This window comes from Janthinobacterium sp. SUN120, from assembly GCF_030397735.1.
GTDB lineage: Bacteria > Pseudomonadota > Gammaproteobacteria > Burkholderiales > Burkholderiaceae_D > Janthinobacterium > Janthinobacterium kumbetense.
This window is the reverse complement of record NZ_JAPUBW010000001.1, coordinates 647,607-662,991: the sequence shown is the minus strand read 5'-3', so window position 1 is coordinate 662,991 and position 15,385 is coordinate 647,607. Positions and strand designations below refer to the sequence as shown.

At 63.3% G+C, this 15,385-nt stretch carries 15 protein-coding genes; 7 read left to right on the top strand and 8 right to left on the bottom strand.

Annotated features, from left to right (window positions below):
* Positions 1 to 288: 288 nt before the first annotated feature.
* The 4 genes from hpaR to O0879_RS02870 form a co-directional block, all read right to left on the bottom strand.
* Positions 289 to 744 (bottom strand): homoprotocatechuate degradation operon regulator HpaR, encoded by a 456-nt coding sequence (hpaR, locus tag O0879_RS02885; RefSeq protein WP_251348489.1) that lies wholly within the window; start codon positions 742 to 744, stop codon positions 289 to 291.
* A gap of 86 nt (positions 745 to 830) precedes the next feature.
* Positions 831 to 1,790 carry a DMT family transporter gene (locus O0879_RS02880; RefSeq protein WP_289914531.1) on the bottom strand — a complete coding sequence of 320 codons (960 nt, stop codon included), beginning with the start codon at positions 1,788 to 1,790 and terminating at the stop codon, positions 831 to 833.
* A gap of 60 nt (positions 1,791 to 1,850) precedes the next feature.
* Positions 1,851 to 3,659 carry a DUF885 domain-containing protein gene (locus tag O0879_RS02875; protein ID WP_289914530.1) on the bottom strand — a complete coding sequence of 603 codons (1,809 nt, stop codon included), beginning with the start codon at positions 3,657 to 3,659 and terminating at the stop codon, positions 1,851 to 1,853.
* A gap of 65 nt (positions 3,660 to 3,724) precedes the next feature.
* The gene (locus O0879_RS02870; RefSeq protein ID WP_289914529.1) at positions 3,725 to 4,768 is read right to left on the bottom strand and encodes a LacI family DNA-binding transcriptional regulator; all 1,044 of its coding nucleotides are present in this window, start codon (positions 4,766 to 4,768) and stop codon (positions 3,725 to 3,727) included.
* Positions 4,769 to 4,874: 106 nt separating this feature from the next.
* Between O0879_RS02870 and O0879_RS02865 the strand changes: the two genes are divergently transcribed.
* Together O0879_RS02865 and O0879_RS02860 are read left to right on the top strand one after the other, a co-directional pair.
* Complete coding sequence (locus tag O0879_RS02865; RefSeq protein WP_289914528.1) at positions 4,875 to 6,068, top strand: phytanoyl-CoA dioxygenase family protein; 1,194 nt, start codon at positions 4,875 to 4,877, stop codon at positions 6,066 to 6,068.
* A 31-nt stretch (positions 6,069 to 6,099) separates the two neighbouring features.
* A complete protein-coding gene (locus O0879_RS02860) occupies positions 6,100 to 7,218 on the top strand; it encodes a Gfo/Idh/MocA family oxidoreductase (protein ID WP_289914527.1) in 1,119 nt (372 codons plus the stop codon).
* Between the two features lie 130 nt (positions 7,219 to 7,348).
* On the opposite strand, the gene O0879_RS02855 is transcribed toward O0879_RS02860, so the two are convergent.
* Entirely contained in the window at positions 7,349 to 8,101 is a 753-nt protein-coding gene (locus O0879_RS02855) for an EcsC family protein (protein WP_289916135.1), read from the bottom strand.
* Positions 8,102 to 8,470: 369 nt separating this feature from the next.
* The gene (locus O0879_RS02850; protein WP_289914526.1) at positions 8,471 to 10,465 is read right to left on the bottom strand and encodes a glycoside hydrolase family 3 N-terminal domain-containing protein; all 1,995 of its coding nucleotides are present in this window, start codon (positions 10,463 to 10,465) and stop codon (positions 8,471 to 8,473) included.
* 222 nt (positions 10,466 to 10,687) lie between these two features.
* Between O0879_RS02850 and O0879_RS02845 the strand changes: the two genes are divergently transcribed.
* Entirely contained in the window at positions 10,688 to 11,731 is a 1,044-nt protein-coding gene (locus O0879_RS02845) for an AraC family transcriptional regulator (RefSeq protein WP_289914525.1), read from the top strand.
* A 6-nt stretch (positions 11,732 to 11,737) separates the two neighbouring features.
* Here O0879_RS02845 and O0879_RS02840 read toward each other — a convergent pair whose 3' ends face one another.
* On the bottom strand, positions 11,738 to 12,133 hold the full coding sequence (locus O0879_RS02840) for a helix-turn-helix domain-containing protein (RefSeq protein WP_289916133.1): 396 nt from the start codon (positions 12,131 to 12,133) through the stop codon (positions 11,738 to 11,740).
* A gap of 162 nt (positions 12,134 to 12,295) precedes the next feature.
* On the opposite strand from O0879_RS02840, the gene O0879_RS02835 reads away from it, so the two are divergent.
* The 4 genes from O0879_RS02835 to O0879_RS02820 all read left to right on the top strand — a co-directional run bounded on the left by O0879_RS02835 (position 12,296) and on the right by O0879_RS02820 (position 14,654).
* Positions 12,296 to 12,868 (top strand): NAD(P)H-dependent oxidoreductase, encoded by a 573-nt coding sequence (locus tag O0879_RS02835; protein WP_289914524.1) that lies wholly within the window; start codon positions 12,296 to 12,298, stop codon positions 12,866 to 12,868.
* A 121-nt stretch (positions 12,869 to 12,989) separates the two neighbouring features.
* Positions 12,990 to 13,277 (top strand): putative quinol monooxygenase, encoded by a 288-nt coding sequence (locus O0879_RS02830; RefSeq protein WP_289914523.1) that lies wholly within the window; start codon positions 12,990 to 12,992, stop codon positions 13,275 to 13,277.
* 79 nt (positions 13,278 to 13,356) lie between these two features.
* Positions 13,357 to 13,923 carry a hypothetical protein gene (locus O0879_RS02825; RefSeq protein WP_289914522.1) on the top strand — a complete coding sequence of 189 codons (567 nt, stop codon included), beginning with the start codon at positions 13,357 to 13,359 and terminating at the stop codon, positions 13,921 to 13,923.
* Entirely contained in the window at positions 13,923 to 14,654 is a 732-nt protein-coding gene (locus tag O0879_RS02820; protein ID WP_289914521.1) for a hypothetical protein, read from the top strand. The genes O0879_RS02825 and O0879_RS02820 overlap by 1 nt, the downstream gene beginning before the upstream one ends.
* 30 nt (positions 14,655 to 14,684) lie before the next feature.
* Here O0879_RS02820 and O0879_RS02815 read toward each other — a convergent pair whose 3' ends face one another.
* Complete coding sequence (locus O0879_RS02815; protein WP_289914520.1) at positions 14,685 to 15,383, bottom strand: hypothetical protein; 699 nt, start codon at positions 15,381 to 15,383, stop codon at positions 14,685 to 14,687.
* Positions 15,384 to 15,385: the final 2 nt, after the last annotated feature.

Below are 15,385 nucleotides of genomic sequence, written 5' to 3'. Positions count from 1 at the left end.
CGTTGCGGCCCCATACAGCGCGTGGGGCGTCCGCTTTTCTTCTTGATTTGGATCAAGTGGAGCAAATTATACGCTTATTTACTCACATGTAAGTAATTGACTGTAAGGCGTAGTCTTATAGCAAAACTTTCTTGTGTCTTATAGCAAAACCGTCAGGCATGCGGACACAAGCCCGGCAGGATGCGGAAATACGCGGAACAGGCATGGGGAAAGCAGCGACGGCGCGTGTCGAAAAACACGCGCCCGGTGGCTAGTCAGGCAGGCGGGAAAACGGGGAAAGCGGGACGGTCAGCGCAGGATGGCGGGCGCCACCGGCAGGGTTTCGAGGGCAATGAAGGCTTCCAGGGTGCGGCGCATGTCTTCGAACACTTGCTTGCCGTAGGCCGCTTCCAGGTGTTCATATTGCAGGTCGATCAGCTTGCCCATCTGCAGCAGCAGGCTGGCGCCCGCTTCCGACAGGTGCACCTTGCGGCGGCGCTGGTCGCCTTCGAACTTGCTGCGCCCGATCAAGCCGATTTCTTCCATGCGCGCCAGGATGCCGCTCATGCTGGGGCTGGAAATCTGGCAAATCTCGCACAGTTCGCGCGGTTCCAGGGTCGGGCTTTCGTTCAGCGCGCGCATGATGCGCCACTGCTGCTCCGTCACGCCGAAGTGGTTGAGGATGGGGCGGAAATGCTGGAGCAGGCTGTCGCGGGCCTTCAGCAGCAGTTGCGGCATGTTCGGATAACGGATCGGTAGCTGCAAGCGGAACTCCCTGGGTGGGCGGAAAATTAGCGTAATTATACGGCCCGGCCACTGCAAACGGCAGGCCGGCAACGATGTATTTTTCGCTACGTCCACCCTGCCTCCTGCCCTGCTCCCTCCTCCTGCGCATGCCGCCGCACGGACCACAGCACGCCCGCCGTCAGCAAGACCATGGCGGCCCACTCCAGGGGCCGCGGCATGCGCTGCGCGTAGACGAAGCCGTACAGCAGCGCGAACAAAGTCTCCGACAGGATCAGCTGGCCCGACAAGGTGACCGGCACCAGGCGCGACGCCAGGTTCCACAGGTAGTTACCGATCACGGAAGCGCCCAGCGCCAGCAGCAAACACACGAGCCAGTAGCGGTGCCAGTCGCGCGCCGGCGCGTCGTCGGCGCCGCCTGCCTGCTGCAGCGCCAGCATCGCGGCGCCAACGGCCAGGGCGATGACGCCGCTGGCCAGGCCATACAGCATGGTCCATTCCACGGAACTGAAATGCGCGTGGCGCTTGAGGAAACGGGCATTGTCGAGCGCATACCAGGTCCAGCAGGCGAGCGCGCCAACGGCGCACAGCACGCCGGCCAGCTTGTGCGCCAGACCGGCGCCGCCCGCGCCGCCTGCATGGCTGAAGATATCGACATTGATACAGGCGATGCCCAGCGCTACCACCAGCAGCGGCCAGGCCAGCTGGCGCAGCGGCAGCGCGCCGTGGTCCTTGCGGCCCAGGATGGTGACGCTCAGGGGCAGCAAGCCGATGATCAGGGAAGTGGGCGCCACGCCGGCCAGCTTGACGCCGTAGGCCAGCAGCAGGTAATACACGACATTGCCGGCCAGTGCCTGGCGCAGCATGGCCAGCCAGTCGCTGCGCCGCAAGCGCCGCAGCAGGGGCACAAGGCGCGGCAGCATCAGGCCCGCCGCCAGCGCGCCATAGCAGATGTAGCGGCCCACCATCAGCTCGACCGGGGAAAAATCCGGCAGCAAGACGGGCACAATGAAAACGGCGCCCCAAAAGGCGCCGGCCAGCACACCACATACGATCCCACGCCACATGCCTGCCACTCTCACGTTTTCATTCAAGGGCAACAGTATGGCATGCGCAGGAGACCGCCGTCAGCCCCCGGCTTTTCTCTGTGCGGGGATGAAGTGTTCGCGCACGGCCCTGGCCAGCAAGTCCGGCGGCAGCAAGCCCTGGCCCAGCAGGAAGTTGTTGAAGGCCAGGCGGTCGAATCTGTCTCCCAGCGCCAGCTCCGTTTCCGCGCGCAGTTGCAGGATGCGCGTGTAGCCATAGAAATAGCTGCCCGCCTGGCCCGGCATATTGAAGGTGTAGCGGTCCAGTTCCTGGCGCGCCATCGGTTTCGACAGCATCACCTCGTCCGTCAGGATGCGGCCCGCCTCTTCGCGCGTGACCTGCCCCAGGTTCAGCATCGGGTCCAGCATGGCGCGCGCCGCGCGCAGCATGCGGAACTGCAGCGCGATGAACTGGCCTTCGGCCGGCTCGTAGGGAATCATCTCCGCTTCCGCGTACAGCGCCCAGCCTTCCACGTTGACGCTGTTGAACGCGTACAGGCTGCGCGCCTGCGACACGCCCCGCTCCACCATGGCGCTGAACTGCAGCTCGTGGCCAGGACGGCCCTCGTGCGCGCTCAGGGTCCAGGCGGCGCCCGCGAAATTGAAATCGTCATACGCCTCGCCCTTGCCGCTGGCGGCGGGATTGCTGACGGGGAGGACGAACTGGCCGTGTTCTCCCATATTGCCGATCAGCGGAGGCGGACGCATATGCGGCGCCGGCTGGGCCGCCGATTCGGCGGCGGACGCCAGGCGCATGGTCATGGCGCGCGCAGGAATATCGACCACGCGCTGCCGGGCGATGCGTTCTTCGAGCTGCGTATTGACGCCCTTGTAATGCGCTTCGAGCTGCTCGTTGGGAATCGACGCGCTTTTCAGCGCGCGCAGCACCTGGCGGTAATCGCTGCCGTCGACACCCTTGAGCGACATTCTCTCCGCCACGACGGGCGCCAGCGCCTGCATGGCGGCGCGCGTTTCCAGGTAAGCCACCTGCGCCCGTTCGACCAGCGCGCGCGGCTCGATATCGATGCCCACCTGCTTCAGGCGAAACGCATACAGCTCGGGCGCCATGCGGAAATCCGTGCGCGACAGGGGCAGCACCACCTGCTTTTCCCACGCCGCATACTCGGTCAGCTGCTGTTCCATGGCCGCCAGCGCACTCTCCGCGCCCGCGATCTGCATGTCGGCGAACAGCTTGCGGATGCCGGCGACATACGTCGGCACGTTTTCCAGCGACTGCTCCACCTGCAGGCGCACGGGTCCCGCCAGGCCGGGCTTGCCGATTTGCTCCGTGAAGCGCGCCTTCGCCTGCTGCGTGATCGGCGTGCTGCCCGGGTATTGCCCGACATAGCGCTGCAGCCGTTCCAGCGCCTTGGCGCGGCGCGCGGCCGGGCGCTGTTCCTGCAGCAGGCTTTGCATGCTGCCAAAGACCATTTGCGGCACATCAACCCACGGCAAGGCGTACTTGGCTTCCAGCTGGGTGCCAGCGATTTCCTGGTCGACGGCGCCGATCAAAATCTCCAGGTCCTGGCGAATGCGTTCGTCGCGTTCAAGTTCCAGCTTTTGCTGCAATTGCGCGCGCGCCTGCTGCATGGCCGCCACCTGGCGTTCGACAATATTGGGTCCCAGGTCGGCAGCCAGGCCGTCGTACTGCACCAGGCCCGTGTCGGAAGCGTTTTCAGGCGAGAACTGCGCCTGCGCCGCCAGCACGATGGCCGCGTTGCGGTTGCTGGCCTCGACCCAGGCCGACGGGGCTGCCGCAGCTGCGGGGGCGGCGGCCATGGCCGGCATGGCAAACGCGGTGGAAAGCAAGGCGGCAAGCACGGTCTGATGCAATTGCGGGATGACGGACATCGGGGGATTCCTTCAAAGGTGAGCGATGAGCGAAGCGGCGAGTATCGGCCAGCCTCGCATGCCTGTCAATTCAGGCCATTCAGGGCGGGCAGGTTCCACGGCGTGACGATCTGGATGGCGGACAGGCAGGCCGGCTGCGCCAATGCCGGCAGCGCGCCCTGCGCCCGCAGGATTTCCTGGCAGGCGCGGCGCATGTCCTGGCCCAGGTCGTGGTGCAGCACGGCGTGGATGGCGCCCGCCTTGAGCAGCGCCACATTGTCCGCGTCCAGGTCATGGCCGATGAAGACCTGGCAGCGCCGGCCGGCCTGGGCAAAGGCCCGCACGATGGCGGCATTCCCGCCGCCGATCGAATACACGGCGGCGATGCCCGGATGGTCGGCCAGCGCCTGCCGCACCAGCGCGCCCGTGGCGCCGTCGATGCCGTGGCCTTCGCTCACTTCGACGACGCTCAAGTGCCGATGTCGTTCGCGCAGCGCGCGGCGAAAGCCGATCTCGCGCTCTTCCTCGCCATGAAAGCGGTTGCTGCTCAGGGTCACCAGCACCTGCTGTTTTTTTCTCACGCTGCCCAGCCACTGGCCGACCAGGTAAGCGGCCGTCTCGCCCGCCGCCCGGTTATCCATGCCCACATAGCTGCGGCGCGCGGAAGCCGGCAAGTCCGTCACCAGGGTCACCACGGGGATGCCGGCCGCCGCCAGCCGGTTCACCGCCTCGGCCACTGGCGGCAAGTCGGGCGCCTTGAGCAGCACGCCGTGGCTGCCGTTCTTGCGGATGCGCTCCAGCAGGTCGACGATGCCGTCCACCTCCAGGGTTTCATGCAGGTGAAAGCGCGAACGCAGCACGGCCGGATGCAGCGACGGCAGCTCCGCCTCCAGCGCGGCGCGCACGGCATCCGTAAAGCGGCGCGGCGCCACCATCAGCACGTCGAGCATGAATTTTCTGCCGGACAGGCCCACCTGCGTGCTTTGCCGCGCCAGTTCATCCAGCGCCTGCATCACGCGGCGCACCGTATTGGCGTGCACGCCGCCGCGCTGCTTGATCACGCGGTCGACCGTGGCCACGCTGACGCCGGCCTGCAGCGCCACGACCTTGACGGGGAAAGGATGCGTCACGTGCTCTCCATTTCGAATTGATGGTTTTTTGATGGATTTTCTGATGAAAAATGCGGATTTTCATCCCTATACTGATTCTACAACTTAAATAATCAGGAGACACCGCATGCACACCACCAACGCCGGCGCCCCGCCGCCCGCCCCGTATTGGCTGACGCCGGAAAGCTGCGACCTGCAAGACTTCATCGGCACCGTCAGCCGCAGCACGGCGCTGGCCGACTATCCCCACGCCGCCGCGGTGCAGGAAAATATCCTCGTCTACGACTGCGACGCCGTGCGCGAACTGGCTGCCAATCCGGCCTCGCTGCGCGCGCTGCAGGCCGAATGGGGCAAGGCGCTGATGGACGGTCCCGGCGTCATCGTGCTCAAACGGGCCGTCACCGACATGGAGACGCTGGAACAGGCGAATCGCGTGTTCCGCGACCTGATCGCCGGACAGCATGCCAGCGGCCAGGCGGGCGGCGACCATTTCGCCAGGCCGGGCGCGAATGACCGCATCTGGAACGCCCAGCAAAAGCTTTGCCTGCGCGCGCCCGTAACGTTCGCGCGCTACTACGCCAATCCCGTCTTCGCCTGGATATCCGAGGCCTGGCTGGGTCCCTCCTACCAGATGACGGCGCAAGTGAACGTCGTCAATCCCGGCGGGGCCGCCCAGGCGCCGCACCGCGACTATCACCTGGGCTTCCAGAGCGCCGCCGCCTGCGCCGCCTATCCCGCGCCCGTGCACCAGATGTCTGCCCTCTTGACCTTGCAGGGCGCCGTCGCCCATTGCGACATGCCGCTGGAATCCGGTCCCACCCTGTACCTGCCTTATTCGCAGCGCTACCGGGCCGGTTTTCTCGCGTGGCAGCAGCGGCCGTTCCGCGACTATTTTGCCCGGTATTGCGTGCAGCTGCCGCTGTCGAAAGGCGACGCCGTTTTCTTCAATCCCGCCCTGTTCCACGCGGCCGGGCATAACCGTTCGCCCGACATCCGCCGCATGGCCAACCTGCTGCAAGTGTCGTCGCCATTCGGGCGCGCCATGGAAACGCTGGACCGCCGCGCCATGAGCGCCGCGCTATATCCCGCCTTGCAGGCGCTGCGCGCGCAGGGCACCCTGGATGACGCTGGCGTCGGCCACGCGATCGCCGCCTGCGCCGAAGGCTATGCCTTTCCCAGCAACCTGGACCGCGACCAGCCCATCGATGGCATGGCGCCGCCCACGCAGCAGCAGCTCATGCGCGAAGCGCTGGCGCAGGACTGGCCCGCGGCCCGCTTCCTCGACGCCCTGGACAGCCACGCCTGGCGCCAGCAAGCCTGAATCCCCTACGCGTCACCCTCGGAGACTCCCTATGCAAGACATCCACATCGGCCTGATCGGCGCCGGCTACATGGGCAAGGCCCACACCATCGCCTACAAGACCGTGCGCAGCATCTTTCCCACGGCCCGCAACCCCGTCTGCGCCTGCATCGCCACCAGCAGCGAAGAAGGCGCGGCGCGCAGCGCGCGGGAACTGGGCTGGAACAGGTCCACCGGCGACTGGCGCGCACTGGTCAATGACCCCGCCATCGACGCCATCGTCGTCGCCACGCCGCCCGCCACGCACAAGGACATCGTGCTGGCGGCGCTGGCCCTGGGCAAACCCGTGTTTTGCGAAAAGCCGCTGGGCATGACGGCCGCCGAATCCTTGCTGCTGGCGCAGGCGGCGGAAAGCGCGGGCGTGGCCAACATGGTCGGCTACAACTACATCCGCACGCCCGCCAGCCAGCTGGCGCGGCAGATCATCGAATCGGGGGAAATCGGCGACATCATCCACGTCGCCGCCGAGCACGTGGAAGACTACCTGCACGACCCGCGCGCACCCGCCTCCTGGCGCACGCGGGAAGCCACGGCAACGCGCGCCGGCGCGCTGGCCGACGTGGGTTCGCACCTGCTCAACCTGGCCCTGCGCCTGGGCGGCCCCGTCGACTCGCTGGTGGCCGACATGAATACCGTGCATGCGCGGCGCGACGGCCCGCATGGCATGGAAGCGGTGGACAACGACGACCAGGGGAATCTGATGCTGCGCTTTGCCAGCGGCGCGCTGGGCGCGCTGACCTTCAGCCGCGTGGCGGCCGGGCGCAAGATGGGCTACACCTACCGTATCACGGGGACGAAAGGCGCCATTGCGTTTGATCAGGAAAGCCAAAATGAGCTGTGGCTGTACGACGCCAGCCGCCCCGCGCAACGCCAGGGTTTCCAGCGCCTGCTGATGGGACCCGCCCACCCCGACTACCTGGCGTTCAGCCAGGGAGCCGGGCACGGCACGGGCTACAACGAACAAATCGTCATCGAGGCGCGCGATTTTCTGCAGGCGATCGCCGGCGGCCAGCCGGTCTGGCCCACCTTCCGCGACGGCTACGAAGTGGACCGGCTGATAGCCGCGGCGCTGCGCTCCGTGCAGGAGCGCAGCTGGATTCAAATTCGCTGAGAAGTCATCTCTTTATCAAATTACGTATGAAATTGCAGCCTTGCCCTTAGCAAATAACTTTGCGGTAAGAACCGAGGCTGCGGTTTCTCGGAGTTAACAAAGCAATACAGCACAATAATATCGCCAGCCTTTACACTGCGGATGCTTGCAACTCGACGCAATCAATAAACGTGTTTCTGGCAAAATTACCAATTAAATTAGTTGTCACCGCATCAACAGTCCCGCCAACCACTCCACCAACAAATGGAACGATTTTTACCAGATTGACTACCCCTTTCTCGCCGAATTTAGTGAGCAAACGAAAGCCAACTCTCTGATTTATTGTCGTTATGGTTTTGCTGGAAATATTCTTAATTGCACTCATAGCCAGCTTGGTCCCCACTAGAATGCCGGCATCCTTTAAAATATCTTTCGCAGCTTCGCCTGCCAGACATGCGTACACCAGCGTCCTTACCCTATCGCTATGCAAATCCTGCCCGCACATTTTGGCGATCGCTGCAATCATTCTAATTTGGACGTACATTACGGATGCGATATTTGCAGGAATGGTAATTGGCATGGTGATAATGCCACCTAGACCAGTAATGAAACCGGATGTTCCTGCCTTCGTGTTTTGCCAACGGATCAGCGAATTGATTTGTTCTTCTAGTGTACCACTTCCTGCCAAATATTCGTCCGCCATTTCACCCGCGGAGTCAAGGCCGGGAACACCATTAACCGCCTTATCATAGGCCCAGTCCAGCGCTTGCATTATTTTTCCATGCGTCAAATCATTAGCCACGAGATCTTCTTTCATTGAGTATGATTTTGCGAATTTAACATAGTAATTTCCAAAATGCAACACAGCAAACTTCTCAAGCACGAAAGAAAACTGGCCTTGCATTTTCAATGCAGATTCATTCTTCCATTCATAAAAAATATTTTTTGAAAATCATGCTGCTGCGATGGAATTATCTGCTTTCTCGCGCATTTCCGTAAAAATACAACATGATATTTGAGGTGTTTTGCAATGTTGCTGAAGTAGCTGTCGAATAAAAATGGGCAACAATTGCTGTCGCCCATTTTTATTTCGGTACATTAAAAATCAAAACGAGCCGAAAAAAGTCCTACTCGTTAGGCACAGCTTTACAAAGGCACATAGGCATCGGATCAAAAAATACGACAAGCAGCAGGCTTTGAAAACTGTTTTGAATCTAAGAGCCGCTAGTTGTCAGCCGTGTAGCCGACATCTGACAGGTGCGATGCATGGACCTCAGTACCCCAGCCCGTAACCGAACTTGTACAGCGGATGGGCCGTGTCATACGGCACGTCCGATTTCTGCACCTGCACTTCGGCCATCGACGATGGCAGTTCGAACGGCAGCTTGCCTTGCGGCTTGGCCTTGCCCGTCAAGACATCGAACAGCGCGCCGTCGCTGACGCCGAAGTTGGCGAGGATGGCGCTGGCCTTGTCCTGCACGTTGCCGAGGATGGCCGGGCGGTCCAGGTAGACCGTCACCACCGTCTTCGGCGCGAACTTCGCCGCGTTCTTGATGGCTTCGTAGTCGGCGTCGCCATCGACATAGTTCAAACGCCCTTCGTGCTGCATGCTGCCAAAGATGTAGTTCGGGTGCAGGATTTCATACGGCGCGGCCACGCGCAGCAGGGCCACGTCCGCTTCCTGCGGCGTGGCGACCACCGTGTAGCCATACTGCTTCGCCACGGCCGCATCGATGCCGTACAGGTAGACCTTCTTGACGGTGGTTGCCAGCGGCAAGACCTTGTCCTTGTTTTCCAGCAAGACCAGCGAGCGGCGCTGGGCCTCCAGGCCCGCCTCGATGAAGTCCGCCTTGCCCACCGTGGCCGCCGCCTTGGCCGCATCGACGAACGGGTGTTCGAACAGGCCTTGCTTGAATTTCTGGATCAGGATGCGCCGCGCCGACGCGTTGATGCGCGCTTCCGTCAGCTGGCCCCGCTGCACGGCTTGCGTCAGGTACGGCGCTTCCGTCACGCCGCCAAACTGGTCCATTCCGGCCGTGACGGCTTTCACGTAGCGCTCGGCCTTGGTGGCGTTTTCCATGCCCCACGGCGTGCCGAAGCCGATGAAGGAAGGCGCCACGCCGGCCGGCGTGCCGTTGCGGCAATTGGCGTCGCAGTCGGAAGTGATGCCCCAGTCGGACAGGATCACACCCTCGAAGCCGTATTTACCGCGCAGCAAGTCCGTCAGCATGGTCTTGCTGAAACCGGCCGCCACCTGTTCCAGGGTGATGCCGGCTATGGTGATATTGCCATCCGGCAACGCGTAGGTAGGCATGACGGAGGCCGCCTTGGCCGTGAAGGCGCCCTCGAACGGCTTCACGTGGTAGGCGAAGTTGTTGCCCGGATAGGTCATGTAGCGACCATAGTAATTGTGGCCGTCGAAACCCTCTTTCGTGGCGCCGTAGCCGACCCAGTGCTTGACGACGGCCACCACGCTGCCGTCATGCAAGCCCGTATTGCCGTCCTGGAAGCCTTCGATATAGTGCTGCACCATGCGCTTGGCCAGGTCCGCATCTTCGCCGAAGGTGCCGTTGATGCGCGACCAGCGCGGCTCGGTGGCCAGGTCCGCCTGCGGCGACAGCGCTTGCGTGATGCCGACGGCCAGGTATTCCTGGCGCGCGATGTCGCCGAAGCGGCGCACCAGCGCATCGTCGCCGATGGCGGCCAGGCCCAGGGTTTCCGGCCACTGGGAAAATCCCTTGGTGCCGGCGCTGGCGCCCACCGTGTACTGGAAATGGTGGCGCGGGTCAGTGCTGATGGATACGGGAATGCCGTGGCGCGACGTTTCGCTGATTTCCTGCACCTTGTTGTACTGGGACGCCATGTTGGCCGTATCGCCCGCCATGCGCGTGATGAAGGTGTTGACGTACTGCTTGACGATCAGGTCTTGCAGGGCCGTCAAGTCGTATGCGCCGCCGAGGCCGATGCCGGAAGGGTCGGACACGGTGGGCGCCGTGCCGTGCATCATCAAGCCGGCCTTCTCGTCGAGGCTCATGCGCGACAGCAAATCGTCGGCGCGCGCCTCGGCGGACAGGCGCCAGTCTTCGTACGGGTCGATCTTGCCGTTGCGGTTCATGTCCTTGAAGGTATAGCCGTCGACCTTGAGCTGGCTATAGGTGGTGGCGCCGAACACGGGCTGCGTGTATTCCTCGCTGACGGTGTCGTTGCCGCAGGCGGCCAGGGCAAGCGTGGCGACGCAGCCGGCGACCATGCGGGCCATCGGTTTCATAGTGCAATTCATCATTATCTCCAAGACTGTTTTTGTAGGTATCCGGGTGGCATCAGGGCCAGCCCGAAATCAATATAGCGTGAGAATGCGTGAGTTTCTTGACCGCACAGCACGCGTTTTATACCCGCGAGAACAATTTTTGGTTAGACGGCACGACAACCAACAATCTCCTACAAAGTGCTAATATTTGTGAAAAATTACTACAACAAGCAGGAGACACCCTTGCACAAACCCGATACGCGCACGGTTTCGAACCGGATCGCGCAGCAATGCGCGCGCGCCATGCAAGCCGATGGGCACGACCCCGCCGACTTTTTCCGGCAAACGGGCATCACGCCGGCGCAGCTCGAGGAACCTGGCGGGCGCATCAACGCCGAGCGGCACCGCCGCATGACGGCCTACGCTCAGCAGCTGCCGCAGCACCGCGGCTTGCTCGACCTCGACGTGACGCACTGGTTCGCCCATTACTCGGGCATCGCCCACGTCTGCTTCAACCGCCCCACCCTGCGCAGCGCCCTGCACGAGCTGCTGCACTTGCGGGGCCTGATCGGCGAATTCGACTTCATGCTGATGAGTGAGAATGGGACGCGCATCGAGATCGAATACCTGTCCGAGTTTTGCCCGCTGGGGGGCGCCATGCAGGCGCTGGCCAATTTCCGCATGCTGTCGCTGGTGGCGCGCGCCTACGACAATGGCGCGGCCACGGCCTTCCATGCCGGTTTCCAGGGCAAGGCGCCGTGGTTCGCGCCAGCCATTGCCGAGTGCTTCGGCGCCGCCGCCACGTTTGGCCAGGCGCGCAACACGCTGACGTTTGACGCGCCCGCGCTGGACCGGCCTTTCGCCCAGTTCAACGCCATGCTGGCGCCGCATGCGCTGCGGCACGCGCAGGGGCAATTGCAGCAGTTGCAGGGTGCGCAGCTGTTTTCGGCCCGCGTGGAGCAAGCCATCATCGATTTGCTGGGCCAGCAAGCCGACGCCGATGGCGCCGCGCTGCTGCCCGCCCTGTGCGACGGCCTGGCGATGAACCGCTGGACCCTGCAGCGCCAGTTGCAGCAGGAGAAAACTTCGTTCCGCGCGCTGGAACTGCGCGCCAAGAGCCGCGAATCGCGCCGCCTGCTGCGCGAAACGAGCCTGAGCGTGGTGGAAATCAGCGAACGCCTGGGCTTTTCCTCGCAAAGCGCATTCACCCGCTTCTTCAAGACCCAGTTCGAACTGCCGCCGGCGCGCTACCGGCAAGACATGCAAGGCGCCCGTACCGCCGTCTGAACGGGGCTAGTCGCCCGAAGGCGGCTGGACTGCGCCCTTGGCATCGAACGCCAGCCGCGCCGCATCGATGGCGTCGCGGTGGCCATGGGCCCAGGCGCCCAGCGCGCTGATGGGGATCAACAGCGAGCGGCCCAGGTCCGTCAAGGCGTAGTCGACGCGCGGCGGCACGGTGGGAAATACGGTGCGCGTCACCAGGCCGTCGCGTTCCAGCCCGCGCAGGGTCAGGGTCAGCATGCGCTGCGAGATGCCGCCGATCAGGCGGCGCATCTCGTTGAAGCGCTTGGTGCCATTGCCCAGCAATATCACCACCATCACGCTCCATTTGTCGCCCACGCGGGTCAGGATATCCGTGATCGGGCGGCAGGAAGCGGCCACGCCCGCATGGCCGCCCTCGTCGCGCATGCGCCGTTCCAGCTCCGCTCCTTGCGCGGCGGCGTCGCCAATAGTCACATCCATGTGCCCCAGTGTGGAAAAAGTGCCTTCTTGTGCGTTCATTTGATAGTCACTATATTTAACTCGGTTACAAAAACATACCACCCGATCATACCACCCAAGAAGGTCCACATGAACATCCTGCACATCGATTCGAGCATCCTCGGCGAGCATTCCCTCAGCCGCCAATTGTCCGCCGCCATCGTCGCCCGCCTGCAAGCGGCCGCGCCGGGCGCCGCCGCCCACTACCGCGACCTGGCTGCGCAGCCGCTGCCGCAATTTACGGCCGCGCCCGGCGCCGCCGACGCTGCCGCCTTGTCCGGCGCGCTGGAGCAAGTGCTGGCGGCCGACGTCATCGTCATCGGCGCGCCGATGTACAACTTCGCCATCCCCAGCCAGCTCAAATCGTGGCTCGACGCGCTGGCGGTGCCCGGAAAAACGTTCCAGTATGGCGCCAACGGCCCCGAAGGCTTGCTGGGCAGCAAGCGCGTGATCATCGCCTCGACGCGCGGCGGCTATTACGGCGCCGACACGCCGATGGCCGCCCTGGAACACCAGGAAAGCCATCTGCGCGCCTTCTTCGGCTTCCTCGGCGTCACGCAGATCGAAATCGTGCGCGCCGAAGGCGTCAAGGTCAGCGACGCCGCCAGGGCGCAGGCGTTGACGACCGCGTTTGAACAGATCGGCGCGCTGCAGGCAGCGTAAGCGGCGGCGGATTTTCTGGCTGCGACGGAAACTGTTTCGGCGCAGCCAGACTGGACATGACAGGCATGAAAGTCCAGGATGCGCTAAGCTGCATCCGCCCCACCACTACACAAGGACCACCATGACCCTGACCGTCGTCGCCACCATCGATGCCCAAGCCGACCATACCGACGCCGTGCGCGCCGCCCTGGAAGCCGTCGTGCCGCCCAGCCGCGCCGAAAGCGGCTGCCTGCGCTACGAATTGCACCTCGACAACCAGATTCCCACGCGCTTCATCATGCTGGAAGAATGGACCGACAAGGCGGCCCTGACGGCGCACTACGCGACGCCCCACTTCCTGACCCTGGTGGCCGCCACTGACGGCAAGGCCGTCAAGATCGACGTGGCGGAATTAAGCAAGCTGAAGTAACGGCCGGCGCGCCGTTCAAGCGCGCGGCCATCTTGGCAAGTTGCCATCTATAATATGGCAACTTTTCTTTATGGCCATCATGACATCCTTTTCCAAGTTACAAGGCGCCCTTGCGGCCGCCGCCTTTACTTTCTGCGCGGGCGCCTCGGCGCAAGCTCCCCTGACCAAACTCGTGGGCGACTACAACCTGGCCTCGTCGGCGACCGTGCCGGCCAGCACCTGGGGCTATTCCAAGGGACGCATTTCGGTCAAGCAACTCGATGACCAGCATCTGATGATCGTCCTGTCGTGCGAGTGGAAACGCGAGCCGAAAGCCGTCTGCGGCGACTATTTCTATGCCCAGCAGCGCGACGACGGCCTATATCTGCAGGACATGAATACCTTCGCCATGCGTGTGTACTTCGATCCCGCCTCGCGCAAGCTCACCATCATCTCGCGCGGCGCCGACGCGAAACAGAGCGTGCGGCACGACGTGTTCGCCGCCACGACGGCGCCGCTCACGGACCCCGCCCTCGTGCGGCGCATGAAGCGCGAAGTGTCGAATGCCGACAGCAAGGAAAACCGGCGCGTGTTCGGCCCCTACACCAAGTGGGCTTATCAAGAAAACCGCATCGAATTCCAGCGCCAGGACTTGACGGCGCCGTGATGCCGGACCTGGTCCAGCCCCTGCGGCGCCAACTGCTGCGCCTCGCCAGCGCCCTGCTGTGCTCGCCCATGCTCGCGCGCGCGGCCGACGACGGCCTGCCGCGCGCCGTGCGCCAGCGCATCCTGGCCACCCTCGACGCTCCGCTGCCCAAGGTGCTCAATGTGCACCACCTGGCGCTGATACGGCGCTTCAACATCGGCTGGTCGCCCGTGGAAAGCGGCGCGCCCATGCTCAATCCGGAGCACCCGCTGGGCAATGGCGATACCCTGCAACTGGCCATGCAAGCGATCGCCGGCAAGGATGCGGCCCTGGCCGCGCAGCGCCTGATGGAAGCATCGCTGCTGCTGCCCCACTTCGTGCAGATGGCCGACCTGAAGCCGGGCAGCTATGCCAACGCCAAAACGCCGTTCACCTTGACCGCGCGGCACCTGACGCTGCTGCGGCAACAGGCGTGGATGCCGCTGGAAATGCTGGGCATGGCGGCGGAAGACTACCTGGCAGAAGGCTATTGGCCCACCCCGTCCGTGGACGGCAAGCGGCCGTATGGCAACTTCACGAATTACCCGGTAGAAATGGCGCAAGCGCTGGGCCTGCCCGTGCGCCGGCAGGCGGATGGCAGCCTGGCCGTCACGCCAGCACTGGAAGCGGAACTGCAAGCGCTGCACGAGCAGACCATGGCCGCGCTGCAAGTGTTCGTGCGGCAAGCGGGGTTGAGGCGCAATACGCCCTAAATCCGAGACTGGAACGGGCGGCGGCACGGCTTACTGGCCGCACGCATCGAGTCCCCTGTTCAAGAAGCTCAACACGCCATCGGCCCTTTTGATCAGGCGGGCCATTTCAATCCAGCTGACCACCGCGCCGCCGGATTTTTTTTGTCGATGGTGCCGGCTTTCCACGTTAGCGCTATTGGTTACAGGTACTTCGCAAAGCACGAGGCCCGATGGCACCCCGCCTCTTCCCAGGCTCAGCCACTCACCACCAAATTGTCTCCCGGCATCTGCATCAAATACCAGGGGGGCCGCATGCAGGGAAACGTAATATCCCGCTGGAAATTTACACTTCAAACGCTTGCTTTCTGCATAAGGCAAGGCCACGTTCAGGGACGCAAAGAGGTCTCTGGCCTGGCGCTCGTTTCGATGTTCCAAGAACACCAGGTACTTGAGACCCGCTTGGAGAGGAGAAGTCTCCACAGGCAGGAAAAACTGCACATCACCGTCCTGGCTGCCCTTCAATGCCTGCACGACTTTTGCCCGGTAGACAATGCCACAGTGTTTCCCATCCGCAGCATCCTCGTGCGGCACCACCGTCGCGGACACGACCGTCACCCGCGCCACCAGGGAAGAGCTCTCGACGACTTGAGCTAGCTCAATATAGCCCGTTGGCGAACCGACCTGGATCAATTCTTCCGCAGAGGAATCAAGTGCGCAACACAGCATCAACGGCAGCAGTTTTTTAAGCATGG